Source organism: Stanieria cyanosphaera PCC 7437, assembly GCF_000317575.1.
GTDB lineage: Bacteria > Cyanobacteriota > Cyanobacteriia > Cyanobacteriales > Xenococcaceae > Stanieria > Stanieria cyanosphaera.
Genome location: NC_019748.1, coordinates 1,198,931 through 1,225,855, shown reverse-complemented (window position 1 = coordinate 1,225,855; position 26,925 = coordinate 1,198,931). Strand labels below are relative to the sequence as shown.

Genomic DNA, 26,925 nt, shown 5'->3' with positions numbered 1-26,925 from the left:
CTAAACAATAGTTACCAGTTACTCTCAAGAGTTGCGTTCTTGTTAAGCAATACTTCTCTGCCGTCAAATAAAGTTTAATTATTAATTAACTGGTAACTATCGAAATTACTTCTGTTTAGCGAAACATACTACTAACCGAGCTATCTTCATGAATTCTCCAGATGGTTTCTCCTAGTAAGTTAGCAACAGAAGTAACCGTTAGCTGTTCAAACTGTTTTGCTTCTGGGATTGGAATTGTATTAGTAACAATAACTTCTTCAAATAAACCGCTAGACAATCGCGTCACTGCGGGTTCAGAAAAAACAGCATGAGTGGCACAAGCATAGATATGTCTTGCTCCTTCTGCTCTTAATAATCTGGCCCCCTCTAAAAGAGTTCCCGCTGTATCGATCATGTCGTCTACCAGTACAGCAGTTTTGCCTTTAACATCACCAATTAAGTTCATCACTTCTGCTACGTTATGAGCTTGACGACGTTTATCAATGATTGCCAAAGGCGCATCATTTAATTTTTTGGCAAAAGCTCTAGCACGGGCAACACCACCAACATCGGGAGAAACGACCACTAAATCGGGTAAATTTTTGCTGGCGAGATAATCCAAAATTACTGGAGAACCATAGACGTGATCGAGTGGAATATCAAAATAGCCTTGAATTTGAGATGAATGAAGATCCATCGCTAGAATTCGATTAGCTCCAGCCTCAGTAATTAAATTGGCTACAAGTTTGGCTGTAATTGATTCTCGACCAGCAGTTTTTCGGTCTGCTCTAGCATACCCATAGTAAGGTATGACCGCAGTAATCTGCCTAGCTGATGCTCGACGACAAGCATCAATCATAATCATCAATTCCATTAAGTTATCATTAACTGGATTACAACAGGGCTGAAGCAAATAGACATCAGCACCGCGAATTGATTCTTGAATTTGGACATAAAGCTCTCCATCAGCAAACTGCTTGCGGATCATCGGACCCAAATCCATTCCCAAATAACGTGCTACTTCTTGAGCTAGGGGAATGTTAGCAGAGCCAGAGAATAACCGAAGGCGGTTAGTATCTGACAGAATTGACTGCTGTTGAGTGGACTGAAGAGTTAGGGTAGTGTAGCTCACGGCAGAATCTTTATAACTCAATTCAGGGAAATCTTATCATCTAAAGGCTATCGTAATCGACAACACTTGGGTTATTTGGTGACACAATTGCGCACTTTGATAGTTTTTAACAAGAATTTTAGATTACAATGTTTTTTGATTTTAAATTAAAGAGGTTGTTTTTTACAATCAATTAATAAAAAAATATTATAAAGATTTTGCAAACAATTTAGCCTCAGTGCATCTTACTAATTTTGATAATTAGATTTGGCTAGGATATTAGCAGGAGTGAAAAGATATGATTTATTTGATCAAATTAACTGTTGATCCCAATCTACCAGCGATTTTATTTTCTAATTTGATTAAAAATGAATAACAATATATTTACACTAATTATATATACTTAAATAAAAAAAAAATTTTTGACAATTAGCTGTATAACTACGGTCTAAAAAGCAATCTCTAGACCAGAACAATCATAAATTTATGGGGACATTATTAATTACTGGTACGGATACAGACGTTGGCAAAACAGTTTTGACGACCGCTTTAGTTTCTTATTGGCAATCTTATCGATTTTGTCGCCAATTAGGATTGATGAAACTGCTTCAAACTGGTACAGGCGATTGCGAGCTATACCAGCAAATGTTTGCCCAAGAAGAATCGCTCAAAATAGTTACTCCGATTAGTTTGGCAACACCACTTGCTCCACCTTTAGCAGCAGTGAAGGAAAATACTGCGATTGATTTAGGTTTAGTTTGGCAAGCTTTGAAGCAATTAAGAGAGCAACAAGATTTTGTTTTAGTAGAGGCTTTGGGGGGATTAGGCTCTCCTGTCACTGAAGAATTAACTGTAGCTGATCTAGCTGCCGATTGGCACTTACCTACAGTCTTAGTTGTGCCAGTCAAATTAGGTGCGATCGCTCAAGTAGTAGCTAATGTTGCTTTGGCGCGTAGTCTTAAAGTCAATTTGAGAGGAATTGTTTTAAGTTGTTCTCAACCAGAAAATGAAGCAAGATTAACAGATTTAGCTCCAGTTGATTTGATTGAATCTTTGACTCAAATACCAGTTTTGGGAACTTTACCTTACCTTAATCAGACAAATAACCACGAGAAGCTAGCTCAAGTAGCTGCCAATCTCGACTTAGAGTTCATTTTGCCAGTTTAACTAAGTCCTAGGGAATTAGGGATAAGTCCTTGGATATTAGCGAGAGTGAAAAGACTGTTTATCTTTGTCTTGATTTACTCGCTCATTCCATTGGTTGACTTAATCAATCTCTAATCCCTATTTCCTACACTACAAAAAGTTACCAGCTAGACTTAACTACTCCAGGTAGTAATCCTTCATGCGCCCATTCTCGTAAAACGTTACGAGATAAACCAAAATCGCGGTAATAACCTCTTGGTCTACCAGTTACCCAACAACGATTACGTTTGCGACTAGGTGCGCTATTTTTTGGCAGTTGTTGTAATTGACGATGAAGTTCTAATTTTTCGAGAGGAGAAGTTGCTTGACGAAACTGTTCTTTCAATTCTGCTCTTTTTTCAGCATATTTTTCTATTAAATGAGCGCGTTTTTTTTCTCGCTCAATCATGGATTTTTTTGCCATAATTCTTATTTCTATTTAGTAAATAATCACGCAATTTTCTAGTATAGCTCGAACTATATTTGATTGGAATAAAATTTGGATTCCGCAAGAGGCGATCGCGTTATTTGAGAATCACTTGGTTAGTTGAGCATCAATTTTTTCCACTTGCTGCTGAGATAATTTAACTTCAACTGCTTTAACTGAATCTTCAATACTAGAAATTTTACTCGCGCCAGGAATAGGTACAATACAAGGAGATTTGCTACGTAGCCAAGCCAAGACAATTTGATAGACACTTACACCTTCTTGGGCAGCCAACTGAGCAATAACAGGAATATCTTGTAAACGACTTACACGACTACTTCCGCCTAAAGGACTCCAAGGAAAAAAAGTTAAGCCTTCTTGTTCGCAGTAATCTAAGACTCCATCAAATTCAGGTTGGCGATGCCAGGGATTATATTGATTTTGAACTGAGACAATATTTACTACTTCTTGTGCCTGTTTAATTTGCTCAACAGAAAAATTAGAAACACCGATAAAACGAATCAAACCTTGTTCCACAGCTTCTTTAGCTGGAGTTAACGCAGCTTTAATTGTATAGTTAGAGTCAGGTGAATGATATTGCCAGAGATCGATTGGTTTTGTTCCACCTAAAGCTTGATAACTTTGAGCAATCGTTTCACGGAGATGATCGGGGTTGCCATTACGAGTCCAACTACCATTAGGACGCATCAAACCTCCTTTAGTCGCAACAATAACTTGACTAGTATCACCCTCATATTGAGAAAGTGCTTTGGCAATTAAACGTTCATTGTGGTGTTTGTCAGATTCATCTCGACAGTAAGAATCAGCCGTATCAATCAAAGTAACTCCATGAGCAAGAGCTTGATGAATCACAGCAATTGACTGAGACTGAGAAGGGCGATCGCTCAAAGACATTGGCATTCCTCCTAAACCAATGGCACTAATAGTTAGATCTGTATTGCCAAGTTTTTTAGTTTTCATCTAATTAGCTCTACGCGAAACTTTAATTTTATTAGTTCAAAAATTCAGATGAAATTCGTCTATCTATGGGTAAATTTAGAATCTTTTTTTCAAACTAAGAGCCAAATCAATTGACGAAAACGATCGCCTTTATAAAATAGGATTAGAAAAAAAATTGTAATTGTGCAATTGACTAAATTGTTAGCTAATTTCTTATTTAGTTTAGGAATATCGAGTTTACTGGTTGTTGAAGCGATCGCAGTACCAAACTCTGCTCGTCTTGCTCAAAATCCTGATTCTTTTCCAAATTATTGTCAACCAGAAGAAAGTTTATTTATTGTTGCTGAAACTAAAGGTTTCTGGGTCAATATTTGTGGAGGAGATTTGCCTCATACTTATGTAGGTGTTAGTAAAATTAATGGCAATAAAATTCGTCTTCCCCTCAAAGACTATGACCAACAAGGAAATTATTTTGAAGCGGTTAATAAAAATGTTAGTTATTTACTCATTCGCGGGAGTGCCAAAGGCGATTTTCTAACCGTAACTCAAGGAGAGCGAGAGCTTTTTAGACAACCAGTACTGGATTGGCACGAGCAGTAAGATTAAGTATTTTCAGTTAAAACGTCAACAAGGGGCATGAATGCCCCCGTGTTCAAAATCAAAGAAAGTATATTTATTATTAGTAAGGATATACAGGAAAATCAGATTGTAACTGGTCAACACTGTTGTAAACACCTTGGTTAGTTACATTGCCGATACCTGAAGTAGCACTTTGGTTTTGTCCAGCTTGTACGGATTGTTGAATTTGAGGATCGATACTGTAACCATCCAAACCTAATTGAGTTTGAGTTAAATCGTTGGAAACAGCTTGATTAGTAACATTACCAATGCCATGAGTGACAGCAGCATTAGAACCAGCTTGAACATTGCTTTGTGCTTGTTGGGCAAAGGCAGCTACGGGAGAAAGAGCTAAAGCGAGAGTGGAGATGATTAGTGCAGCTTTTTTCATTTTTCTAGACCTCTAAAGTTTGATTTGTCTGATTTTTGCTTTCATTTACTAAGTATGTAAGTCAATTCAAATTTATGCAGATTGTTCAATAAATCTGATGAACTTTTTTTGTAAATTACAATTAATGCTCTCAAACAAGTTGTGATACACAGAGCGATTCAAACTCTAGATTGCTTGGAAAATAAAAATAATCTTAGTCAGCAATACTTTAATTGATCCTAAGCAAACAGAATTAAATTGAGTTAGTTCAATTGGTAGCTGCACCAGTTAAGTACATTAGTTAGGTAACTACTCCTTCTAATGATTAGTTGTATAGACTTCCTATTTAGCCAAACTTGATTACTTTTCGTATATTTCTAAAGGTAAATCGTCAGGATCGCGGAAAAAAGTAAATTTTTTACCAGTAATTTCATCTATTCTGATTGGTTCTACTTCTACATCACGCAATCTAAGCTGATTAACTGTAACTTCTACGTTATCAACTTGAAAAGCTAAATGCCTAAGACCACAACTTTCAGGACTAGTTGGTCTAGCAGGAGGATTGGGAAAAGAAAACAATTCAATCTGGTCATTTTCACCAATCTGTAAATCAAGTTTATAAGAGTCTCTTGATTCTCGATAAGTTTCTTGAATAATTTTCAAACCTAAAATCTCTGTATAAAAGTGCTTGGAAACTTGATAGTTAGAACAAATGATAGCTATGTGATGGATTTTGGAGAGATTCATTTTTTATGGTTAGATTCAAGCTTTCAGTTTAATCAACTCAAAACCGATTTAGCTCAATAGCATTCAGCTTCCCGCTTCTGAGGAACAGACGCATAATTTAATTACAATACACTAAGTAGTATATTCAGCATTGATTTCAACATATTTATAAGTCAAATCGCATCCCCAGGCTGTACTTGTACCAGAACCATTACCAATACAAACAGAAATTAAAACTGTATCGTCTTTGAGGTAAGCACCTGCTGCTGCTTGTTTGAGATAGTTACTCGCTACTTGACGATCAAATTCTAAGGGTTGACCATTCTCCATTAAAACCAAATCTCCTAGCTTAATTTGTAACTCATCTTGATGAAAGTTTACTCCTGCTCTGCCTGCTGCTGCTGCAATTCTGCCCCAGTTAGGATCACGTCCAAAAACGGCTGATTTGACTAAAGATGAACCAGCGATTGTTTTAGCGACAACAGAAGCAGCTTTACGATCCGATGCACCAGTGACTTGGACTTCTATCAAACAAGTAGCCCCTTCTCCATCACGGGCAATTGCCTTGGCAAGATATTGACAAACTTCTGTCAACATTGCTTCTAGCTTCTGAGCATTTTTATTCATTTCAGTGATAGCAGTGGTACGTGACTCTCCATTGGCTAAAGCAATAACTGTATCGTTGGTGCTAGTATCTCCATCCACTGTAATCTGATTAAAACTTTTATCTACGGCTCGTTTGAGCATATCTTGCCAAAGATGAGTAGCTACGGCAGCATCACAGGTGATAAAAGAAAGCATTGTCGCCATATTGGGGTGAATCATTCCCGAACCTTTAGCAATTCCACCAATTCGGACAGGACGATCTTCAATGGTAGTTTCTAAAGCGATTTCTTTGGGAACTAAATCCGTAGTCATAATTGATTTAGCTGCATCTTTGCCCCCCTCAACGGAAGCAGAAGCAACTAACTGAGGAATTGCTGCTTGCAAAGCATCCATTTTAATTCTTTGCCCAATCACTCCTGTTGAAGCAAGTAGAATCGCATTGGGAGAAATATTTAACTCTTGTGCTAATAATTCTGCGCTCAAAATAGCATCTTGCCAGCCCTGTTCTCCAGTTGCTGCGTTGGCTTGACCAGCATTACACATAATTGCCTTGGCACTGGCTTTCTCTTGAAGACGTTGACGACAATAATCAACACAGGCAGCCCTAACTTGAGAGGTGGTAAAAACTCCAGCAGCGATCGCTTCTGTTTCTGAAATAATTAAGGTTAAATCTTTTACTCCAGAGGGTTTTAATCCTGCTGCAATTCCTGCTGCTTTAAATCCTTTCGGTGCAGTTATTCCGCCTGTTACCACCTGCCAGTCTGCCATTATTTCTTTGTCCCGATTAAATTTAAAGCTGATTATATCAATTTTGTGATATTTTATAATGATCGATCGGTTTTGATGAGGAACAGTCATCAAACGCAAGGGGGAAAGTTCAGTGTAAATCTGACGCTGTCCCGCAACTGTGATGAGGTTTGCTTTATTGATAATCTCTTAGTCAGGATGCCCGCCGATTTATAGTTATCAGAGACGTAGCATGCTACGTCTGTACAATTCTAAAAAAATATATCTGCGAGGTACAGAGGTTGTTATTTTTTAAGATTTTCTACGCTACAAATTTATTTACACAATCCCAAACAATTATTTATCTATAAGAGTTTACTTCAAGATTGCTTAGATAATTGGCCTTTTTGTTTTTTGAATTTTGATTTGAATAGCAAAATTAATTAGAAAAAAAAGCTGAGTTAGAAACATTAGCTTATTGTATTTTTTGCATGGAGTTAAATAGTAATGAATAAATTTTTCTTGAATAAATTAAATAATTTCTCAGGAGATAATCACCCAAATAAAGTTAAATTATTAGCACCAGGATTTATCTTTTTGATGATGTTAATCATCTACTTGATTATCACTATGCAACCTGCTTTAGCACATCATGCTATTGGAGGAACAACTCCAGATAATTTTTTTGAAGGATTTATTTCTGGTTTAGCCCATCCCGTGATTGGTTTAGATCATTTTGCTTTTGTAGTAGCAATTAGTTTAGTAGCTGTTTTAAAAGAAAAATTTGGATTCTTTATTCCTGTTGTTTTTGTATTAGCTACAATTGCTGGAACAGTCATTCATTTATTAAGTATTAATTTACCAATTCCAGAAATAATTGTTGCTGGTTCAGTTTTAACAGTAGGTTTACTCTTAATTAAAGAAAATAAGCCTAATACAGGAATATTATTGGTTTTATCGACAATCGCAGGAATTTTTCATGGTTATGCCTACGGAGAATCAATTATTGGTGCAGAAATGACTCCTTTAGGTGCTTATTTATTTGGTTTTAGTTTAATTCAGTTAATTGTTGCTGCGATCGCATTTTATTTGGGCAGATTAACTTTAAATAAAATGACTAATCAACCTAATCTTTATTTACAGTTTGCTGGCTATCTTGTTTGTGGAATTGGTTTAAGTTTTCTTTCTACTACAGTTTTTAGTTAAACAAAATTCAAGTAAATCTCAATAATTAATCAAACAATGCATAAAATTCCCGTTACTGTTATTACTGGTTTTTTGGGCGCAGGGAAAACTACTTTGGTGCGTCATCTTTTACAAAACAATCAAGGAAAACGTATCGCTGTCTTGGTAAATGAATTTGGTGAAGTTGGCATTGATGGGGAGCTACTCCGTTCCTGTCAAGTTTGTGATGAGGAAGACAACCTTAATAGTAATATAGTCGAATTAACTAACGGTTGTCTTTGTTGTACAGTTCAAGAAGAATTTTATCCCGTCATGCAAGAACTATTAAAAAGAAGGGATAAACTAGACTGTATTCTAATCGAAACTTCTGGACTAGCGTTACCCAAACCTTTAGTACAAGCTTTTCGTTGGCACGAAATTCGTAATGCTGCGACAGTAGATGGAGTTTTGACTGTGGTAGATTGTCAAGCTTTAGCTGAAGGAACTTTAGTAGGAGATTTAATTGCTTTAGAAGCACAACGACAAGCCGATCCTAATTTAGAACATGAAACTCCGATAGAAGAGTTGTTTGAAGATCAATTAGCTTGTGCCGATTTAGTTTTGTTAACCAAAACCGATCTAGTCGATGCTGCTACTTTAACTAAAATTAAAAGCTGGTTACAACAAGAACTTCCAGTTGGGGTAAAAGTTGTTACTTGTCCTCAAGGAGAAATTAATCCTGATATTTTACTAGGTTTTAATGCAGCAGTAGAAGATAATTTAGATAGTCGTCATTCTCATCACGACCATGAAGAAGAACATGACCATGATGATGAAATTAATTCAATTCAATTAGTATGCGATCGCGCTTTTGAACCAAAGAGTCTAACTACTAAATTACAACAATTAGTTCAACAACAAGAAATCTATCGCATCAAAGGTTTTGTTAATGTTCCAGAAAAACCAATGCGATTAGTTTTACAAGGTGTAGGTAATCGTTTTGATACTTTTTATGATCGTTTTTGGTCAGAAGATGAACCTCGTCAAACTCGCCTAGTTCTAATTGGGAGAAAACTAGATCAGGATTTAGTTCAAAAAGCAATTTTTAATTAAGATTGGAAATTTTATAGATTACAGCAAATTAAGTCAAGTAATTAATTGTACGCTTGGCTTTTATTTAATAAAACAAATAAATTATTTAAACTGAATCAGAGAAAAAGTAATTTTTAATAATAACTATACCTAAGTCACTTTAAAATTATTACCGATAGTTATTTTAAATTCAAAAGAACAAAGCCAATTATGTTTTTTCTAAATTGTAGCCTTAGATTAAGGTAGTCTAATCAATAAAAAACTGCTGCAAAACTTGCTAACTATTTTTTTCTGAAGCTAACAAAGTATAAGCAAAATTATTATTTTTAATTAAACGGTAATAAGTACGATAAGGAATATAATCTAAAGGATTACGTCCATAAAAACGTAACATTAAAACACAAGCCCAGGAATATTTACCAGCTACAATGGCACTAATAAGTTGTTCCAATTGCTCTTGATTCATTATCTCCTCACCTTTAAGATCTGTAATTAACATCTAACTAATGTCAACATAAAAAGCAATCGGGAAGAACTAGAGAAGATTAAAATTATTTATAATAATTCTTTTAAGGCAAATTTTTATAACAAAAAAAATTACTATTTCAATTTTTAGAAAAATAGTTAAACAAGTTGATTATGGATAATAATAAATAGTTAATTATGTTATTGATAACTTTTTTTATCTTATTCACACTTCACTAATTTAAAAAATTTTTATCTATTATTTATCTCTACAAATACTTTAAAATATCTTTTTTGCAAAAATTTATTAAAACAATTGTCACAATAAAAAAGACCAAGAAATATTAAATTTTTATCGGATTTGCTTTAATTGGTAATGCTTCCTGGGTAAATCCCATTAGAAAACTAGTAGCTAGTTTTGTTAGGCTAATTTTTGTATTTACACTAAAAATTTAACTAAGTTAGACCTAATATAACTTATGAATCAAATCAAGCCTTTATCAGAATATCAACCAGTAATTATTCGTTTAGAAGATGTCGAAAAAATTTACGGCAGTGGCAATACCACAGTTCATGCTTTAGATAAAGTTAATTTAGTGATTCATCAAGGCGAATACTGTTCCATTATGGGTGCATCTGGTTCGGGAAAATCTACCGTCATGAATATTATCGGTTGCTTAGATCGTCCCACTGCTGGCAGATATTATCTTGATAAAGTTGATGTTTCTGGATTGTCAGATGAAGAATTAGCTTCAATTCGCAATCGTAAGATTGGTTTTGTGTTTCAACAATTTCATCTTCTTCCTCAGATGAGTGCTTTAGAAAATGTGATGCTGCCGATGGTTTATGCGGGGATTGAATTGTCAGAAAGACGCGATCGCGCCAGAGAAGCTTTAATTAAAGTAGGTTTAGAAAATCGTTTAAATAACAAACCTAATCAACTTTCTGGTGGACAACAACAACGGGTTGCGATCGCTCGTGCAATTGTCAATCGACCTTTGTTACTTCTAGCAGATGAACCAACAGGTGCGTTAGACTCCAAGACTACTGGAGAAGTATTAAATATTTTTGGAGAACTTCATAATAGCGGTATCACCGTAATTATGGTTACCCACGAACCAGAAGTAGCTCGTCAAACAGAACGGATTATTTGGTTTCGTGATGGTCAAGTGATTTATCCTCACCTTACTCCTCAAGAAATGCTAGAAGTGGCAGTTATTTCTTAATTAAGTTAAATTTTGAAGAAAAATTAAGTAAAACTTAACAGAACAATTTCAACAATCTTTGCAAATTAAAGGTAAATTAGGAGAAAATACTAGATTAAGTAATTTGTATTTTTGTATACTAAAATTACTAATAAGTAAACAAACTACAGTCGAGCAGCGAGGGATAAGAAATAAACTCGTGAATCCTCATCAAACTGATTTTTATATCGAAGGACAAGAAAAAAACATTTTAATAAAATACGATCCTCAAGCGATCGCAGAATACTATCGTTATCGACCTTGGTTAGTCTTCTGGCGTGGCATTAAGATTATCTGGTTTTTTGGAATTTTTTTCTTTCATTTGCAGTGGGATAAGTGGACTAAACAGGTAGAGAAAAATAAGCTTCGACGCGCTACAGAATTACGTCAGTTGCTCACAAAATTAGGGCCTACTTTTATTAAAGTTGGACAAGCCTTATCTACTAGACCAGATTTAATCCGTAAAGATTTTCTCAATGAATTAATTAAACTACAAGACCAACTCCCGCCTTTTGACAATCGAACTGCTTTTACCATTATTGAATCGGAATTAGGCTATGGTGTTAGGGAAGCCTACCGAGAAATCTCTGATAATCCCATCGCAGCAGCTAGTTTAGGTCAAGTTTATCGCGCTGTTTTACATAGTGGAGAAGAAGTAGCTGTCAAAGTACAACGTCCCAATTTACGACCAATTTTAGCTTTAGACCTTTATCTAATGCGTTGTATGGCTGCTTGGTTAGCACCTTGGTTACCACTCAATTTAGGTCACGATCTTACTTTGATTGTTGATGAATTTGGAATTAAACTTTTTGAAGAAATTGATTATCTCAATGAAGCCAGAAACGCTGAAAAATTTGCGACTAATTTTCAAGGAGATTTAGACGTTAAAGTTCCTTTGATTTACTGGCGATATACTAGTCAGCGTGTTTTAACTTTAGAGTGGATCGACGGAATTAAATTAACTGATCTTGCCACCATTGAAGCAGCAGGTTTAGATGCCGATCAATTAATTAAAATTGGTGTGACTTCAGGGTTACGTCAGCTATTAGAATTTGGCTTTTTTCATGCCGATCCTCATCCTGGTAATCTGTTTGCTACTCCCGATGGGAAAATGGCATTCATTGATTTTGGCATGATGGATCAGTTGGAAGAAGAAACCAAAGAAACGTTGGCTAGTGCAGTAGTTCAACTGATTAATCGGGATTATCAAGCTTTAGCACGAGATTTCGTTCAATTAGGCTTTCTCACTCCTAATACAGATATTAATCCTATCATTCCTGCTTTAGAACAAGTTTTAGGCAATGCGATGGGAGAAAGCGTAGTCAACTTCAACTTCAAAACGATTACAGATGAATTTTCGGAGTTGATGTACGATTATCCTTTCCGTGTTCCTGCCAAATTTGCACTGATTATTCGTTCTCTGATCACTCAGGAAGGTTTGGCGTTAAGTCTCAATCCCAACTTTAAAATAGTCGAAGTATCTTATCCTTATGTTTCGAGAAGACTACTAACTGGAGAATCACCTCAACTCAGGAAACGTTTACTAGAAGTATTGATCAAAGACGGTAAATTCCAGTGGGAAAGACTAGAAAACATGATTGCGATCGCAAGAGCGGATGATGCTTTTGATTTATTGCCTACTGCACAACTGGGTTTACAATATCTCCTTTCTGATGAGGGTAAATATTTGCGTCGACAGTTATTATTGGCTTTGACAGAAGATGAAAGATTACATACAGAAGAAGTTCAACGTCTCTGGGGATTAGTTAAAGATGAACTCAAACCCCAAAAAATCTTTGATTTTGCTTTTAGTAATTTTCGAGAGATTTCATTAGAAAGGGTTGCAGCAATTATTCCCACAGCTATCAGTTCAAGCTAAAGTAATTAGGGATATTTTCCTATTCGTTTAGTAAGAAGTGTAATATATGTATTACTTTCCCCAACCGCCATTTTTAATACTTTTGTTTGGACTGTTTATTGGCGTAACCTCTGGTTTGACTTTTCAAACTCTAATTGAACAAAGAATGCAAAAATGGTCTAAAAATCGTACTGACCAAGATTTGTATAAACTAGAAGGCTTTGATATAAGATTTAGCTATTGGGGTATTTGCTTAGGAATTTGGGTATTTTTAGCTGGTGGTTTACTGATATTTGGTTTCGGTCCAATTTCTGCTTATGGTGTAACTCTTCCTTTGACAATTGGTACTGGTGCTTTAGTCTGGACTCAATTAAAAGAGGTGTTGTTGGAGTTGCAAAAAGGTGGTTCTAAAGCTCTAGATTTAGACGCTTTTAATTAAAAATTTAGCAAAGAGAGGATTACCAATTGTAGTAAATTAAAACAGTATATTTTCCAAACAAAATAACTAAACCCATGAAAGAACAATTTTCAACTTGGTTAAATCGTCTTTTGATTGCAGATGTCTTTCTGGTAATTTTTGGTTTTATTTGGTTTGCGATCGCTGTTTTGGGTCGTTCTATGGGTGTACCACTTGGTTTTGATCTTTGGTATCAACTCTGGCAACCTTTATTTAATCCTGCAATTGGTATCCTTTTTTTAGGAGCAATTTTGAGTTGGTTAAGTAGTAAAATCTTTCAGCAATTTGGCTCTAAATAGATTTTAAGATCACATCCTGTTAAATAACCATAATCTGAGTAGAGAAAGTAAAAAGCGCTTCGGCGTCAGAAACGTGAAACGAAGGATCAAAGTAAAAAGTAGAAGGCAGAAGAAGATAATTGGATAAAACTTTATCTCAACGGGTTAACAGATTTGAGATTAATTTTCTACTGTCGCTATAAATGTAAGGTATAATGCTCAAATTCATCATCCTTAGTATATCCACGCGATTTGTAAAGCGATTGTGCTGCCAGATTAAAAGTTTGTGTTGCTAAAACAATTCGGATCGCTTTTGTTTGTCGAGCAAAGTCTTCTGCTGCATCCATAAGTAATTTGGCAATTCCTTTTTTTCGACTGGTTTCTTCTACAAATAAATCATTCAAAATCCAAACTTGTTTCATCGATACTGAAGAGAAACTAGGATAAAGCTGGGTAAACCCAACCATTTTTCCTCTGTCAGATGCTAAAAAGATAATGGAATCATTTTTCTGAAAACGCTCTTGAAGAAATTGTGTCGCTGCTTTGAGATCAGAAGGTTGCCGATAAAAAGTGCGATATTGATCAAACAACCTCGAAACTTCCTCAAGATGCTCCAAATGAGCTAGAAAAATTTCCATCTTTTTTAAAATAATTCACAGGCAAATAAGAGTTAATTAAAATATATAGCAATTTTTCTTTCAATTTTAGAAGCTATTTTTTCAAAATTAAATTTATTGTTGATCGATGCTTTTTAAAGGTTGCTCGTCAATTGAACAATTTAAACAAATTTCAATTTTCCACGATTTAGAAACTAATCAATTAGAAAGTTTAATTCCTTATAGTTACGTTAAAGAATACCAAAAAGATGAGATTGTCATGCAAGAAGGCGATCGCCTTCCGACTCAACTATATGTTTTAATTGAAGGTATTCTACAAATTAAAAAAACTGCGACTAATGGCAAAGAAACTTTTGTCAGATTAATTCCCGCAGGAGAAATTTTTGCTGCACCTGCAATATTTGGCAATGGCATCTCACCAGCAACGGTAGTTTGTCAAGTAGACTCGCAAGTTTTAAATATTGAACGAGAGGCTTTGTTAGAGGCAATTCGCCACACTCCAGAAATAGCTTTGCGAATACTAGAAATTTTTAATCAACGTTTGCAACAACTTCATAACACAGTACACGGATTGATTTCCGAAAGAGCGATCGCAAGATTGATTCGTTTGATTCAATATTATGCTCATCGAGATGGTACTCATTCTGTTGAACAAGGAGATTGTCTCAATGTCAATATTTCTTATTATCAACTAGCTAGAAGTATAGGAATTACCTATGAAGAATGTGTCCGTTTATTTAAAAAAATGAATCAATTTATAACCTATCAAAGAGGAGGCAAGATAATTATTAAAAACTGGCAAGAATTAGAAAAGATTGCTTTGAAAAATGAAACTTAATTGTCTTAGTTAGCTTGATTTTTCTGTATATATGTCTATAGATCATTCTTTAAAATTAATGCCTATCCAAGGATAGATTTTCATAGAAAAAAGATTAAATATGTTTTACCATCTTCTGTAGATTCGGAAATATTCAAAGAATATCGATAATTTTTATTCATGCCTAATCGTCTTACTTCAACCCAAAGTTTGTATCTTCGTAAACACGCAGATAATCCAATAGATTGGTGGTATTGGTGTGATGAAGCTTTAAGTAAGGCTGAACGGGAAGATAAACCGATTTTATTGTCAATTGGTTATTCTAGCTGTCACTGGTGTACAGTGATGGAAGGTGAAGCATTTTCAGATCAAGCGATCGCAGAGTATCTCAACGTTAATTTTGTGGCAATCAAAGTCGACCGAGAAGAACGACCAGACTTAGATAGCATTTATATGCAAGCTGTGCAAATGATGACTGGTCAAGGTGGTTGGCCTCTGAATATCTTTTTGACTCCGGGTGATTTAGTGCCTTTTTATGGTGGTACTTATTTTCCGCTACAACCTCGTTACAATCGACCTGGTTTTTTAGATGTTTTGCAAGCAGTATTGCGTTTTTATCAAGAAGACAAAGCCAAATTAGAACATTTTAAAACAGAAATTCTTAGTCATTTACAGCAATCAACCGTTTTACCTTTAGAAACTCCAGATTCGTTAACTAAACAGTTATTATTTGCAGGAATAGAAACTAATACAGGAGTCATTAGTCCTAACGATCTTGGTCGTCCTAGTTTTCCGATGATTCCCTATGCAACTTTAGCGTTACAAGGAAGTCGATTTAAGCAAGAGTTTCGATATAATCCTCAAGAGTTATCCTGGCAACGAGGCAAAGACTTAGTTTTAGGTGGAATTTACGATCATGTTGGAGGAGGTTTTCATCGCTACACGGTAGATCCAACATGGACAGTTCCCCATTTTGAGAAAATGCTCTACGATAATGGGCAAATTTTGGAATATTTGGCTAATTTATGGAGTGCAGGCTGTCAAGAACCTGAAATTGCTTTGGCTGTTACAGAGACAGTAAACTGGCTAAAACGAGAAATGACTGCACCGAATGGTTATTTTTATGCTGCTCAAGATGCCGATAGTTTTGTTGATGTAGATGCAGTTGAACCAGAAGAAGGGTCTTTTTATGTCTGGAATTATCAAGAATTGGCAGATAATTTAACTGCTGAAGAATTGACCGAACTACAAACAGAATTTACGGTTAGTGTAGAGGGAAATTTTGAAGGTAAAAACGTTTTACAACGTCGTCAGTCAGGAAATTTATCCGATAGTTTAACAAATACCCTGGAAAAATTATTTACCATTCGTTATGGTCAAGCAAAAGAATCTTTAGCTATCTTTACACCAGCAAGAAATAATCACGAAGCTAAAACAACACCTTGGCAAGGGCGTATTCCTCCTGTAACAGACACCAAGATGATTGTGGCTTGGAATAGCATAGTAATTTCTGGTTTAGCCAGAGTTTATGCAGTGTTTGGGAATCAGTTATATTTAGATTTAGCCGTTACTGCGACTAATTTTATTCTGCAACATCAATGGCTTGATGAGCGTTTTCATCGTCTCAATTATGATGGTTTAGCGCAAGTTCCAGCCCAATCAGAAGATTATGCCCTATTTATTAAAGCTTTGTTAGATTTACAAGCTGCTACTCCAGAAAAATCCCAATGGTTAGAACAAGCAGTGCGAATACAAACTGAATTTGATCAACTGCTGTGGAGTAATGAAATGGGTGGTTACTACAACAGCAGCAATACTGATGCTAACCAAGAGCTATTAATTCAAGAACGCAGTTATATTGATAATGCTACTCCTGCTGCGAATGGAGTTGCGGTTACCAATTTAGTTCGTTTGTCTCTACTGACAGATAATCTGGAATACTTAGACCGCGCTGAACAAGCCTTACAAGCCTTTAGTAGTGTGATGACGCGATCGCCTCAAGCTTGTCCGACTCTGTTTGTGGCATTAGATTGGTTTTGCAATGGTACTGTAGTTAAAACGTCTTCACAACAGTTATCTAAATTGATTTCTCAATATTTTCCCACCACTGTTTATCGTCTAGAAACGGAGCTACCTAATGGTGCAATTGGTTTAGTTTGTCGTGGTTTAACTTGTTTAGAACCAGCCCAAACTCAAGAACAGTTATTAGCTCAACTAAAGCAATTTAATTATTAAAGTTGTAAAATTGTTCTGGCTAAAGTTAAATAAATAAAAACGCCCAAAACATCGACTACCGAAGTGATAAAGGGAGCAGACATCAAAGCAGGGTCTAAACCCAACGCACCAAACAAAAAAGGTAAACCAGAACCTGATACAGCAGCTAAAATCGCGATCGCCATTAAACTAATCCCAACCGTTAGTGCTATGGGCAAACTACCTTCAAGAAAGTAAGCCCAAAAAATTACGGCAATACCTAGCATTACTCCTAATAACACCCCAGTCAATGTTTCTTTAGTAATTACCTGCAAAGCTTTTTTAATTCCTACAGTTTTGAGATTGAGTCCTCGAATTACCACTGTGGACGACTGCGCTCCGACGTTTCCTCCTGCATCAATCAATAAAGGAATAAAAGCAGCTAGAGCAACTACTTGTTCTAATACATTTTCCTGCGCGCTGATCACGGCAGTAGTGCCAGTATTAGCAAGTAAAAGCACAAATAACCAAACTACCCGTTTGCGCGCTGCTGTGAAGATGTTTTTCTGGAAATAGTTATCGTCGCCAGCTTCCACTCCTCCTAAAGCGTAAATGTCTTCGGTAGCTTCTTGCTCTACAATATCGAGGACATCATCCACCGTTACAATCCCAACTAAACGATTTTCTGTATCTACTACAGGCACAGCTACTAAATCGTAACGTTGAATAATTTGGGCTACTTCTTCTTGATCTGTATCTGTGTGAACAAAAATTACATCACGGGTCATAATTTCACTCAGTCTTTGTTCTGAGGAGGCAATCACTAAATCTCTAAAGGAAACAATTCCTGTAAGACGACGTTCTCTGTCAGTTACATACAGATAGTAAATAATTTCGCTAGTATTAGCTAAAACCCTAACCCGCTCGATAGTTTGGCTAACTGTTAAATCTTCTTTCACTGCTAGGTATTCTGTGGTCATGATCCGACCAGCAGTACCTACTTTGTAGCCTAAAAGTAAGGAAGTTGCTTCACGTTCTGATGGACTTAATTGTTGCAGTAGTTGCCGAACAACTTTGGCAGGTAACTCGTCAAATAATCTTACTCGGTCATCTGGCGACATTTTGTCTACAATATCTAAGACTTCTTGATCTCTCAATTCTGTAATCAAAGACTGCTGGACACTAGGGTCAAGATATTCATAGACTTCAATTGCTTCTTGCTTGGAAAGTAGACGGAAAGCAATAGCCTGCATCGCCTTTGGCAAACCTTCAATAGCTTCGGCAATATCCGCAGGTTGGACAGGTACTAATAAAGCTTTTGCTCCTGGGAAGTTCCCCTGTTGTAGTAAGGCTTCAAGTTGCGATCTTACTAACTCGACCAGTTCTTGTCGAGAAATACTTGATTGCCGTAAAGAAAAAGGTTGATTTTCAGCCAAAACAAATCTCCTTGATCAAGTTAATGCCAATTTTGCCAGATTAATACAAAAAAACTATACGACTGAACTCAAAAATTTCTACTTTGGCAAATCAAAAAATTCTTAAACCCCGCATATTACTCAACAAAATTTCAAAAATATGGGTTTAAGGAAGCATATTAACTATTGCTTCACAAAGCGAATTACTACTTCACTTTATGACTCATAGCCAATCAAATTCGCCGTAGCTACAGTATTAACAATAAATGTGAATCAAAAATGACAGTGAGTCTTTCTATAGCCTCAAATAATATGCCTAAAGAAAATTCGGTTCAATTTCCCACCATTTTTGAGTAAACGGTTGTCGTCTGGTATTAGTACCACAATGAATTTCTCCACCACCGCGAAAATAAGGCTCCCAATCATCAATAAAGTGACATTCTTTACCCAAAGGTTCTAAAACTCTTTTAACATAAGCTTCAAATTGACATTGATCCTTGATTTTTGGCCCGAATGGTTTGGGAATAGCAAGATGCTGATTGAGAACGATTAGATTGACCATGTTGGGAAAAAAGGTTTCGGCACGCCCATCGCCATCATCTTGAAACAAAGCAGGTATGTCGATAATATCTTCCTCATCTAAACCTAATTCCTGTTTCAAAACCTCTCGATTCCAGTTAATATATTCTTGAAAACGTTGGTTTTGGCTAGTTAACTCTTGATTATTGAGAACATCTGCCACACTAATATCAGCAGGTTGGTCATTAAGTTGTTTTCCTTGTCGTAACAATATCTGAGCCTGTCCTTGATCGCGTAACTGTTTAAGAAGCTCATAAGACTTGTCAGTACTAGCTAGAAGTAATTTAAATCCTTTACTTGTTGATGCAGGAACAAAAGTCATGAATTCGTCTATATGTCCTACACTTAACCAATCGGAAAAGATTTCCAAGGGGGCTTGAATTTTTTGAGCGTAAAGAAAATCCCGCACAACTTTTAACATACGACGCGGTTGATGAATAATTTCTGGACGTGTTCCTCCAAAGATTAGACGACCAAAGGGATAATTAATCCCATTTACGGTTACTGGTGGAGAAACTTCTAAATTGCCAAAAGAATCTAATTTTGTCGCGCAATAACGACTTTTGCGAACTACATAACCAAAATCAGTTCCGATTAATTGACGTTGAGCAAAATGATCTAATCCGCGATCGCGTGGTGAATCAAGTATTACGTGTATGAAGTGTCCAGGTGCTTGAGTGTAACCAATTTCAATTTCGTCTCGCATCCAAGGATCATCTTGATGAAACTCAAAAGGAACAGGATCTATTTGTGCATTGGCTTTGCCGACAACTTTTCTGAGTTCGTCGATAAATTGTTCGTTTTTTCCATTTGATAAACGAGAAACAAAAACAGTAATTGGAGCTAAGGTATTAGGAGTCATGATCCAAGGTGCGACTCGAAAAATTACGCGATCGCTGTAGAGTATTTCTCCCTGTTTCACCAGACTTAAAGTAATCTCAACCATGCCATCGAAATCAAAATCAGGATAACTGAGTCCTTCAATAGCTAGGATAATGTCTCGATCCGTATCCTTAAGTTGGGCTGTTGCTTTTCCCGAACCAATTAACTGATCTCCTCTTTGCTCTAATTGATCATAAATACGAATACGTTTAGCAATATCTTGATCGACTGACAGGCAAAGTTGACACTCGGCAGGTAACTTTTTTAAGCCAACTCGACGAACACTCATAAAGCTCAAATCTTTGAGAGCTAGTAGTCTTTGAATAGATTGATCTTCTTGTTTCTGTTGCTCATCGGAATAATTAAGACCGCGATCATTATTGACTAATAAGACTGCACCATGGCCATTAATCCCCCATTGCCAATCTCCTTTATGGGGATGATCTTCTTCAATTACCCCATCTCGATCCGCATCCACATCTAAACAAATTCGCACACAGGTTAGTTTGATTAAAACTTGACTTAGTTGACAACAAGCATCATCTTGAAAAGTTATTTGTAAACAACGGTCTAAAATGCGATCGCTAAAAGTTCTCGCTAGTAAAGTAATTTCTGGTATTTCCCTAACAGGAACAGGATTTAAGCTAGTAATCAGTTGGTTTGTGCTAGAGTAAACTTCGATTTCTCCTCGTGTTTTAAAACTAACTATTGCTTGATCGGAAGGTGCAAGATTGTTTAAAGAAATTTGCATTGGCTGATCTACAACAATAATATCTTCATACTCTTGGTGTGTTTCTTGAGAACTTGAGTGACAGTTATTAAGTGTTTTAGTGGGGAAAAAACGTCTCATTCATTCCAACTCCTATATTTAAATTGAACAACAGAATTATGCAAGTAAAAATCTTAATTAAGAAGGGCAAAAAAAACGAATACAGACAACCTTTTATTCTAAATAAATAGAGAAAATAGACATCAATGCTGAAGCTTTAATTCTTAACATTTATGTTTGAGCTTTACAAAATGGCTCTAAAAAAGCTTAGAAAACAAATGTGACTCAAAAGTGAATAATAATTACAAATTACAAGTTTGGTATGGTTAATCTTTACCTTTTTACCTTATTGAAACGCATGAGTAATTGGTTGGAAAAGTTGCTTTATCCAAAAGTAGAGTTAACCTTTGAGCAATTCGGTTAGCTATAATTTGATGTCCTATTTGATTAGGGTGAATTCTATCGTATAGATAGCGTGGGTTGTTTAAACCAGCTAAAACCTCAGGAATTAAATAAGCTTGAGTATCCTTTGCCACCCGTTCATACATTTTTTTGTAATCTCCATTAAACGGTTCGACATTCATCCCAAGCACAACCGCGATCGCACAGTGCCTTGCCTGTTGAATGCGAGTTATAATTTGTCTGAGATTTTGTTCTGTTTGTGCTAGGGGAACTTGTTGTAAAAAATCATTACCTCCAAGGGCAACAATTACTAGCCAAGGCTCTTGGGAAAGCACATCTTGCTGTAAGCGAGTCAAGGCTGTTGCTGTTGTATCACCACCTCTGCCTTGGTTTAAAATTAGTAGATCTAAACTAGTACTCAGAATATGGGGATAAGCAGCCTCTGTTCCTACTCCTGCACCCGCAGTGATACTATCCCCAAAGACAATAATTGGCGAACCCTTGCCACGACGTAAATTGTTAACATCTTGCTCAACCGTGAAATTCTCAACATTAATATTATTAAGTTCTTGGTTGGGCTGACAGCTTGTTAAAACCAGTAAAGAGCTATAGCACAAACCGATACACCAGAGTTGAAAATTATTTTTCATCAATCTTTACAAGAATTGAAACAAAAGCAAAAACAATTTTTAAATTTCAAATTTGATAATTTACAAACTTTTTGTCCGATTTTTGTGACGAGCAATTTTATCGGCGAGATGATTAAAAAAGTGTTCTGTTTGAGTATCTGTTCCGCCCCATCCAGGAATTTTTTCTCCGATTACACTAAAGAAATCGTACACAATAAATTGAGCAATCTTTTTCTTTTTACCTTGTGCTGAATAAATAAGCTGACAGGGATAAGCCAAAATACCAATTGTAGGTATTAATCCAACTAAAAAAGCAATCCAAGGAATTTCTTTTCTGTTTATAAATGATTGAATTACTCTCCAAGAGGTATACACAGTTCGATAGATTGGCCCTCCTAAAATCAGCCAGGTAATAAAAAATAGCTCATCAATTAAGCCAATTAAATATAGTAGCGGTATAACTAAATATTCAGTAATTTTAATCAAAATCTTAATGCCAAGATGAACACCAAAATCATTTAAATATTCACTGCTGGTTTCACGATTTAGATGCTTTAAGAAATCATCGGCTTCTTCATTTTTTAGCTGTTTTCTATCTTGCCAAATATTAATACGTTTGGCCACATAATTTTTAGCTATGGTTAATCGGTAGCGTTGAGAAAAAAGAAATTTTCTAAATCTCGACACAAAAAGTTTATAGCGAATTTGTATCAGTTTATTAAATATACGGATAGGTAATTTAATTAAAACATTGTTGAAAACTTCTCCTAAAATGCGGAAAAATTCTCGTCTATACCAAAGTAATGGATGGTTTGAATACCAACTAGCTTGTTGTTTGGTAATTAATTCTTTTTTGAGTTGATATTGAATACTTCGATCAACTCTTTTCATGGATTTCCATTTTTTTTGATGCAACTCTAATTGATCGATGTATTCGACAAGTTCATTAAATTGTTGAGTTCCTATTGTTTGTTTCAAGTTAACCTGAAAATTGTTAACATATTGTTTTAACTTCTGAGTATCTACATCATCAAACAATGCGCGTCCATGTTTAATTGATTTAGGTAAGTAGAATGAAATTAATGCCAAAAAATTTAAGGGAAATAAAGCTGGTACACCTGACTCTAAATCGATCCAAACAAAACTATATTGATCAGAAATGTTACTGGTTAAGAGAAAATTATTTAAAGCTGTAGGTGTTCCTTTACCTGCTTGCCAAACTAATCCATCAAAGCCTGCTTGAATTAATTTGTTTTGTAGAGGTATCATAATATGGTGAACTAAAGTAGATAATTCTCCTATTCTTTCTTGGTTCAAAGGTTGTCGGAGTGCTACGTGTCTTCCTTGGATAAATTCTGTATCCATTTGATAGGCTTTAAACTTTTGGTTCCAACTTGTACTAATTGCCTCTGCAACTCTTAAGTCTTGATCGAACCAAAACTGCACCAAATAACTAAGAATTCTACGGCGATAAAAAGCACAATTAATAGCATCTTCATTCCAAATATAAGGATTTGGAGAACCAAAGAAAAAATAATGTATTAAATAAGCTACTTTATCAGCGTAAAATATTTTTCTTGCTAATAAACCTGTCTGGTTTCTAATTAAAAAAACTTTCCCAGACCTGCCTGCCCCTAATAATTTAGCATTTGGATCATTTGCCAAATCTACCATGATTTAGTAATATTTTAACTTTGTATATATAGTTGTAGAATATAAGGTTTATATCTAAATAATCATCTCTCTAATGAAAGAGAACTTTACTAACTTTCCTCATGCACGCTTTATTCAGCAATTAGAATATAAAGCTTTAATGGCAGGGATAGGAGTAAGCCTAGTTGAGGAAAGTTATACCTCTAAGTGCAGTTTCTTTGATTTAGAGTCAATAGGGAAGCAAGAAAAGTACTTAGGTAAAAGAGTTAAACGAGGTTTGTTTAAATCGAATAGCGGTAAACGTTATTGTGCGATTTAAACGGTGCATTAAACATAATGAGAAAAGTAGTTGAGGACTCTATCTTTGATAGAAACTCAATAGACAGGCTTGTAGTTAGCCCATTAAGGTTTAAACCTTATAAAGCTTGAGTAGATATTTGTCTACAAAATTAGTAACTATGACTTGGTTCTCTTTTTCTTCTTTATTTATTTGCTAGTCTTAAGCGCGGACTTGTTTAGCAATACCGTTTAAATATCTTAGTAATCAATAAGATAAAATTTATTAACAAGTTTTCAGAAAAATTGATAGACCCAGGAGACTCTTAATGCTACGACTTGAACACATCAGTAAGATTTATTCTACAGGAGAAGTTCTCAAAGATGTCACCTGGGAAGTTAAACCAGGAGAAAGAGTAGGTTTAGTTGGGGTTAATGGCGCAGGAAAATCTACTCAACTAAAAATTATTACTGGAGAAGTTGAACCTACTGCAGGTGAAGTGATCCGCCCTGCTAGCTTAAGAATAGCTTATCTGACTCAAGAGTTTGAAGTTGAACCTACTCGGACAGTAAAAGAAGAATTTTGGACAGTGTTTACTGAGGCAAATGAGGTACAACAAGCTTTAAATCAATTACACCATGAAATGGAAACTGCTGAACCAGAAGAATTAAATAAATTAATTCATAAATTAGATAAGTTACAGCGAAAATTTGAAGCTTTAGATGCCTATACTTTGGAATCACAAATTGAAAAAATTCTTCCCGAAATGGGATTTACTAGCGAAGATGGAGAAAGACTAGTAAGTTCTTTTAGTGGTGGCTGGCAAATGCGGATCAGCTTAGGAAAAATTTTACTACAAGAACCTGATTTATTACTACTAGACGAGCCAACCAACCATTTAGATTTAGAAACAATTGAATGGCTAGAAAATTATCTCAAGGGTATTAATACTCCGATGGTAATTGTTTCCCACGACCGCGAATTTTTAGATCGTCTTTGTACAAAAATTGTTGAAACTGAACGAGGAATCTCTACAACTTATTTGGGTAACTATTCAGCTTATTTACAACAGAAATTAGAGTTAAAAGAAGCACAAGCTGCAACTTACGAAAGACAACAAAAAGAAATTGCCAAACAACAAGAATTTATTGAACGTTTCCGTGCTAGTGCCACCCGTAGTACCCAAGCCAAAAGTAGAGAAAAACAATTAGAAAAAATAGATTTAGTTGATGCACCAATTTCAGATTTAAAGACTCTTAAATTTCGTTTTCCTGCTTCTCCTCGTAGTGGTAGAGAGGTAGTAATTATTGAAGATTTAACTCATAGTTACAACGATAATATTTTATTTTTAGGTGCAGAATTAACTATTGAAAGAGGCGATCGCATTGCGATTTTAGGGCCTAATGGTGCTGGTAAATCTACTTTATTACGCATGATGATGGACATGGAACAACCAGAATCAGGAATGATTACTCTGGGTAAACATAACGTCATTCCTGGTTATTTTGAACAAAACCAAGCGGAAGCTTTAGATTTAGAAAAAACTGTCATGGAGACAATTCATGATGAAGTTCCTGACTGGAAAAATGAAGAAGTTCGTACTCTACTTGGTAGATTTTTATTTAGTGGCGATACTGTTTTTAAACAAGTCAAAGCTCTTAGTGGAGGCGAAAAAGCTCGTTTGGCTTTAGCTAAAATGCTTTTGCAACCAGCTAATTTATTAATTTTAGATGAGCCTACTAATCATCTTGATATTCCTGCTAAAGAAATGCTCGAAGAAGCATTACAAAATTATGATGGAACGGCAATTATTGTTTCCCATGACCGCTATTTTATTTCTCAAGTAGCTAATAAAATTGTGGAAATTCGAGAAGGAGAGTTATTAGTTTATGCAGGAGACTACCATTATTATTTAAATAAAATTGCCGAAGAAAAAGAAAAAGAAAGACAACGAATCGAAGCTGAAAAAAAAGCTGCTAAACAAGCAGGAAAAAAAGCCAAGCAAGCAGAAAAACAAAAACAAAAGAAAAATAAATCTAAAGCAACAGCAAGGTAGGTCAAAATTAAAAATTAGAGACGTGTCTTGGTGAGCGTTCCTTTGCGCCCGCAGGTGAGCCAGCGCGGTCTTGGGGTATCCCCAAGTGGAGCGACTGGCGTGGCGCAGAGTCTCACCGCAAAATGTTATGTTTCTACAAAAGTAAAAAATTTAAACTTGACTTTTATTTAACCAACAGTTTCTGATACAGTGGCTAATTGAAGCAATCAATTATGGAATTAGAACAACAATTACAAACTTTAACTAAAGATGCTGCTGAGTTAGGTATTGCTCCAATAGTGATAGAAAAAGCAGTTGCACCAGTTTTAAAATTATTGGCTCAACAATTAAATCATTTAGAGTATTTTGTTTTACAAAATTTCTCCCAAGATTGGGTATTAATAACAATTAAGAATAATCAGGAAACTAGTCAAGAAAAACGGGTAATTTATGCTTTTACAACCGTAAAAGATGCTGCAACTTTCCAAGGCAGTGATGATCCTGATATCTTAGCTGTTCCTATACCTGTGACTCATCTTTTATTTGAATTATTTTCTGTTCAACAAATAGATAGTATTATTTTTTTTGATACTCCTGGTAATCTAACTCAAGCAGTAGAAATTCAACGCGATCGCCTTGATGGTTTGATTTTTCAACAAATTCAACAACTTCAACAAATACCACCCGATCTTGCTTAAAGATAATTCAATAACTTTTTTTAAAATTACTTGAAAAAAATATTTTTTTACAGTAGAAAAAGTGCAAAATAAATAACGGATCTAATTAATATTTATATCAAATTGAAATTGAGTAGTTTGAGCTTGAGTAAATCTAACTATAATGAAATTCAATCTTCAATAGTCGACTCAATTAAGTTTAACCACTTACTCTGTCTATGCTCAAAGCACATTCACACAGCGATCGCTTTCATGACAAAGGTACTTATCCTTGTCCAGTATGTCGTCACGGGGAAATTTCTTCCATGTTGTTAATGGAAACTTTTGCTTGTAACTTTTGCCAGCATATTTTTACTACTAATTTTGATAAACAGGTATTAAAAATGGCAGATAGTCAGCTTCCTTTGAGTTGGTATTGGAATGGTAAAAACTGGAAAGGAATTCAACGCGAAGGTGCAGAATTAGGTTGGGGTTATTTAATTGCAGGATTAATTTTTGTTTTATTTCCGACAGGAATTATTGGCATAGGTGCTTATTTATTTCCGCCTTTACCAGATAGTCCTCTTTCTTGGTTGCCTCTAGTTTGGCTAATCTTAACGTTTTTTTCTCACCTATTTTGTTTAGTTTGGTTAGTTATTGAATACTATCAATTTCCAATTTTTCTTTATATTAGAGCAATCAAAAGAAGATTATTTGCTAGTGATTATTAGTACA

At 35.4% G+C, this 26,925-nt stretch carries 25 protein-coding genes, 1 pseudogene and 1 riboswitch; of the genes and pseudogenes, 14 read left to right on the top strand and 12 right to left on the bottom strand.

What is annotated here, in order from left to right:
* Positions 1-115 precede the first annotated feature (115 nt).
* Entirely contained in the window at positions 116-1,111 is a 996-nt protein-coding gene (locus tag STA7437_RS05410) for a ribose-phosphate pyrophosphokinase (protein WP_015192364.1), read from the bottom strand.
* Between the two features lie 465 nt (positions 1,112-1,576).
* Here STA7437_RS05410 and bioD point away from each other — a divergent pair, with 465 nt between their 5' ends.
* Complete coding sequence (gene bioD / locus STA7437_RS05405) at positions 1,577-2,257, top strand: dethiobiotin synthase (protein WP_015192363.1); 681 nt, start codon at positions 1,577-1,579, stop codon at positions 2,255-2,257.
* Between the two features lie 139 nt (positions 2,258-2,396).
* On the opposite strand, the gene rpsN is transcribed toward bioD, so the two are convergent.
* Positions 2,397-2,699 (bottom strand): 30S ribosomal protein S14, encoded by a 303-nt coding sequence (rpsN, locus tag STA7437_RS05400; RefSeq protein WP_041619192.1) that lies wholly within the window; start codon positions 2,697-2,699, stop codon positions 2,397-2,399.
* Between the two features lie 111 nt (positions 2,700-2,810).
* Complete coding sequence (locus STA7437_RS05395) at positions 2,811-3,683, bottom strand: aldo/keto reductase (RefSeq protein ID WP_015192361.1); 873 nt, start codon at positions 3,681-3,683, stop codon at positions 2,811-2,813.
* 162 nt (positions 3,684-3,845) lie between these two features.
* On the opposite strand from STA7437_RS05395, the gene STA7437_RS05390 reads away from it, so the two are divergent.
* Positions 3,846-4,262, top strand: coding sequence for a hypothetical protein (locus STA7437_RS05390; RefSeq protein ID WP_015192360.1), 417 nt, complete (start codon positions 3,846-3,848; stop codon positions 4,260-4,262).
* Positions 4,263-4,341: 79 nt separating this feature from the next.
* On the opposite strand, the gene STA7437_RS05385 is transcribed toward STA7437_RS05390, so the two are convergent.
* The 3 genes from STA7437_RS05385 to argJ form a co-directional block, all read right to left on the bottom strand.
* A complete protein-coding gene (locus STA7437_RS05385; RefSeq protein ID WP_015192359.1) occupies positions 4,342-4,671 on the bottom strand; it encodes a hypothetical protein in 330 nt (109 codons plus the stop codon).
* A gap of 339 nt (positions 4,672-5,010) precedes the next feature.
* Positions 5,011-5,397 carry an SMU1112c/YaeR family gloxylase I-like metalloprotein gene (gene gloA2 / locus STA7437_RS05380; RefSeq protein WP_015192358.1) on the bottom strand — a complete coding sequence of 129 codons (387 nt, stop codon included), beginning with the start codon at positions 5,395-5,397 and terminating at the stop codon, positions 5,011-5,013.
* Between the two features lie 111 nt (positions 5,398-5,508).
* Complete coding sequence (argJ, locus tag STA7437_RS05375) at positions 5,509-6,750, bottom strand: bifunctional ornithine acetyltransferase/N-acetylglutamate synthase (protein WP_015192357.1); 1,242 nt, start codon at positions 6,748-6,750, stop codon at positions 5,509-5,511.
* 50 nt (positions 6,751-6,800) lie between these two features.
* Positions 6,801-6,953: riboswitch (cobalamin riboswitch) on the top strand.
* A 262-nt stretch (positions 6,954-7,215) separates the two neighbouring features.
* On the opposite strand from argJ, the gene STA7437_RS05370 reads away from it, so the two are divergent.
* Positions 7,216-7,914 (top strand): HupE/UreJ family protein, encoded by a 699-nt coding sequence (locus tag STA7437_RS05370; RefSeq protein ID WP_015192356.1) that lies wholly within the window; start codon positions 7,216-7,218, stop codon positions 7,912-7,914.
* Positions 7,915-7,950: 36 nt separating this feature from the next.
* A complete protein-coding gene (gene cobW, locus STA7437_RS05365) occupies positions 7,951-8,985 on the top strand; it encodes a cobalamin biosynthesis protein CobW (RefSeq protein WP_015192355.1) in 1,035 nt (344 codons plus the stop codon).
* Positions 8,986-9,241: 256 nt separating this feature from the next.
* On the opposite strand, the gene STA7437_RS05360 is transcribed toward cobW, so the two are convergent.
* Positions 9,242-9,463 (bottom strand): HetP family heterocyst commitment protein, encoded by a 222-nt coding sequence (locus STA7437_RS05360; protein WP_015192354.1) that lies wholly within the window; start codon positions 9,461-9,463, stop codon positions 9,242-9,244.
* Positions 9,464-9,908: 445 nt separating this feature from the next.
* On the opposite strand from STA7437_RS05360, the gene STA7437_RS05355 reads away from it, so the two are divergent.
* The 4 genes from STA7437_RS05355 to STA7437_RS05340 all read left to right on the top strand — a co-directional run bounded on the left by STA7437_RS05355 (position 9,909) and on the right by STA7437_RS05340 (position 13,287).
* Positions 9,909-10,655 carry an ABC transporter ATP-binding protein gene (locus STA7437_RS05355; RefSeq protein ID WP_015192353.1) on the top strand — a complete coding sequence of 249 codons (747 nt, stop codon included), beginning with the start codon at positions 9,909-9,911 and terminating at the stop codon, positions 10,653-10,655.
* A 178-nt stretch (positions 10,656-10,833) separates the two neighbouring features.
* The gene (locus STA7437_RS05350; RefSeq protein WP_051036093.1) at positions 10,834-12,552 is read left to right on the top strand and encodes an ABC1 kinase family protein; all 1,719 of its coding nucleotides are present in this window, start codon (positions 10,834-10,836) and stop codon (positions 12,550-12,552) included.
* Between the two features lie 46 nt (positions 12,553-12,598).
* A complete protein-coding gene (locus STA7437_RS05345) occupies positions 12,599-12,970 on the top strand; it encodes a hypothetical protein (RefSeq protein WP_015192351.1) in 372 nt (123 codons plus the stop codon).
* A gap of 74 nt (positions 12,971-13,044) precedes the next feature.
* Positions 13,045-13,287, top strand: a complete 243-nt coding sequence (locus STA7437_RS05340) for a hypothetical protein (RefSeq protein WP_015192350.1) — start codon at positions 13,045-13,047, stop codon at positions 13,285-13,287.
* 176 nt (positions 13,288-13,463) lie between these two features.
* Here STA7437_RS05340 and STA7437_RS05335 read toward each other — a convergent pair whose 3' ends face one another.
* Positions 13,464-13,904: a GNAT family N-acetyltransferase gene (locus STA7437_RS05335; RefSeq protein ID WP_015192349.1), complete on the bottom strand. Its 441-nt coding sequence runs from the start codon at positions 13,902-13,904 to the stop codon at positions 13,464-13,466.
* A 106-nt stretch (positions 13,905-14,010) separates the two neighbouring features.
* Here STA7437_RS05335 and STA7437_RS05330 point away from each other — a divergent pair, with 106 nt between their 5' ends.
* Complete coding sequence (locus tag STA7437_RS05330; RefSeq protein WP_015192348.1) at positions 14,011-14,721, top strand: Crp/Fnr family transcriptional regulator; 711 nt, start codon at positions 14,011-14,013, stop codon at positions 14,719-14,721.
* Positions 14,722-14,880: 159 nt separating this feature from the next.
* Complete coding sequence (locus STA7437_RS05325) at positions 14,881-16,935, top strand: thioredoxin domain-containing protein (RefSeq protein WP_015192347.1); 2,055 nt, start codon at positions 14,881-14,883, stop codon at positions 16,933-16,935.
* Here STA7437_RS05325 and mgtE read toward each other — a convergent pair.
* The 4 genes from mgtE to STA7437_RS05305 form a co-directional block, all read right to left on the bottom strand.
* Complete coding sequence (gene mgtE / locus STA7437_RS05320; RefSeq protein ID WP_015192346.1) at positions 16,932-18,329, bottom strand: magnesium transporter; 1,398 nt, start codon at positions 18,327-18,329, stop codon at positions 16,932-16,934. The two genes, STA7437_RS05325 and mgtE, sit on opposite strands and share 4 nt — an antisense overlap.
* Before the next feature lie 295 nt (positions 18,330-18,624).
* A complete protein-coding gene (locus tag STA7437_RS05315) occupies positions 18,625-20,619 on the bottom strand; it encodes a protein-arginine deiminase family protein (RefSeq protein ID WP_015192345.1) in 1,995 nt (664 codons plus the stop codon).
* 260 nt (positions 20,620-20,879) lie between these two features.
* Positions 20,880-21,590, bottom strand: coding sequence for a GDSL-type esterase/lipase family protein (locus tag STA7437_RS24710; protein WP_015192344.1), 711 nt, complete (start codon positions 21,588-21,590; stop codon positions 20,880-20,882).
* A gap of 60 nt (positions 21,591-21,650) precedes the next feature.
* The gene (locus STA7437_RS05305; RefSeq protein ID WP_015192343.1) at positions 21,651-23,243 is read right to left on the bottom strand and encodes a hypothetical protein; all 1,593 of its coding nucleotides are present in this window, start codon (positions 23,241-23,243) and stop codon (positions 21,651-21,653) included.
* 79 nt (positions 23,244-23,322) lie between these two features.
* On the opposite strand from STA7437_RS05305, the pseudogene STA7437_RS05300 reads away from it, so the two are divergent.
* From STA7437_RS05300 to STA7437_RS05285, 4 genes and pseudogenes are all read left to right on the top strand, one after another.
* A pseudogene (locus STA7437_RS05300) lies at positions 23,323-23,651 on the top strand (zinc ribbon domain-containing protein); the annotation flags it as partial.
* Positions 23,652-23,827: 176 nt separating this feature from the next.
* Entirely contained in the window at positions 23,828-25,555 is a 1,728-nt protein-coding gene (locus STA7437_RS05295) for an ABC-F family ATP-binding cassette domain-containing protein (RefSeq protein ID WP_015192342.1), read from the top strand.
* 212 nt (positions 25,556-25,767) lie between these two features.
* Positions 25,768-26,232, top strand: coding sequence for a hypothetical protein (locus tag STA7437_RS05290; protein ID WP_015192341.1), 465 nt, complete (start codon positions 25,768-25,770; stop codon positions 26,230-26,232).
* A gap of 197 nt (positions 26,233-26,429) precedes the next feature.
* Positions 26,430-26,921: a hypothetical protein gene (locus STA7437_RS05285; RefSeq protein WP_015192340.1), complete on the top strand. Its 492-nt coding sequence runs from the start codon at positions 26,430-26,432 to the stop codon at positions 26,919-26,921.
* Positions 26,922-26,925: the final 4 nt, after the last annotated feature.

Bases quoted from the DNA above. Each gene is read 5' to 3' on its own strand.
- STA7437_RS05345 (WP_015192351.1), top strand. From the start codon at position 12,599: ATGTATTACTTTCCCCAACCGCCATTTTTAATACTTTTGTTTGGACTG.
- STA7437_RS05370 (WP_015192356.1), top strand. From the start codon at position 7,216: ATGAATAAATTTTTCTTGAATAAATTAAATAATTTCTCAGGAGATAAT.
- gloA2 (WP_015192358.1), bottom strand. From the start codon at position 5,397: ATGAATCTCTCCAAAATCCATCACATAGCTATCATTTGTTCTAACTAT.
- STA7437_RS24710 (WP_015192344.1), bottom strand. From the start codon at position 21,590: ATGAAAAATAATTTTCAACTCTGGTGTATCGGTTTGTGCTATAGCTCT.
- STA7437_RS05395 (WP_015192361.1), bottom strand. From the start codon at position 3,683: ATGAAAACTAAAAAACTTGGCAATACAGATCTAACTATTAGTGCCATT.
- STA7437_RS05325 (WP_015192347.1), top strand. From the start codon at position 14,881: ATGCCTAATCGTCTTACTTCAACCCAAAGTTTGTATCTTCGTAAACAC.
- STA7437_RS05290 (WP_015192341.1), top strand. From the start codon at position 25,768: ATGGAATTAGAACAACAATTACAAACTTTAACTAAAGATGCTGCTGAG.
- bioD (WP_015192363.1), top strand. From the start codon at position 1,577: ATGGGGACATTATTAATTACTGGTACGGATACAGACGTTGGCAAAACA.
- argJ (WP_015192357.1), bottom strand. From the start codon at position 6,750: ATGGCAGACTGGCAGGTGGTAACAGGCGGAATAACTGCACCGAAAGGA.
- STA7437_RS05295 (WP_015192342.1), top strand. From the start codon at position 23,828: ATGCTACGACTTGAACACATCAGTAAGATTTATTCTACAGGAGAAGTT.
- cobW (WP_015192355.1), top strand. From the start codon at position 7,951: ATGCATAAAATTCCCGTTACTGTTATTACTGGTTTTTTGGGCGCAGGG.
- STA7437_RS05385 (WP_015192359.1), bottom strand. From the start codon at position 4,671: ATGAAAAAAGCTGCACTAATCATCTCCACTCTCGCTTTAGCTCTTTCT.
- STA7437_RS05340 (WP_015192350.1), top strand. From the start codon at position 13,045: ATGAAAGAACAATTTTCAACTTGGTTAAATCGTCTTTTGATTGCAGAT.
- STA7437_RS05335 (WP_015192349.1), bottom strand. From the start codon at position 13,904: ATGGAAATTTTTCTAGCTCATTTGGAGCATCTTGAGGAAGTTTCGAGG.
- rpsN (WP_041619192.1), bottom strand. From the start codon at position 2,699: ATGGCAAAAAAATCCATGATTGAGCGAGAAAAAAAACGCGCTCATTTA.
- STA7437_RS05315 (WP_015192345.1), bottom strand. From the start codon at position 20,619: ATGAGACGTTTTTTCCCCACTAAAACACTTAATAACTGTCACTCAAGT.
- STA7437_RS05355 (WP_015192353.1), top strand. From the start codon at position 9,909: ATGAATCAAATCAAGCCTTTATCAGAATATCAACCAGTAATTATTCGT.
- STA7437_RS05360 (WP_015192354.1), bottom strand. From the start codon at position 9,463: ATGTTAATTACAGATCTTAAAGGTGAGGAGATAATGAATCAAGAGCAA.
- STA7437_RS05305 (WP_015192343.1), bottom strand. From the start codon at position 23,243: ATGGTAGATTTGGCAAATGATCCAAATGCTAAATTATTAGGGGCAGGC.
- STA7437_RS05285 (WP_015192340.1), top strand. From the start codon at position 26,430: ATGCTCAAAGCACATTCACACAGCGATCGCTTTCATGACAAAGGTACT.
- STA7437_RS05330 (WP_015192348.1), top strand. From the start codon at position 14,011: ATGCTTTTTAAAGGTTGCTCGTCAATTGAACAATTTAAACAAATTTCA.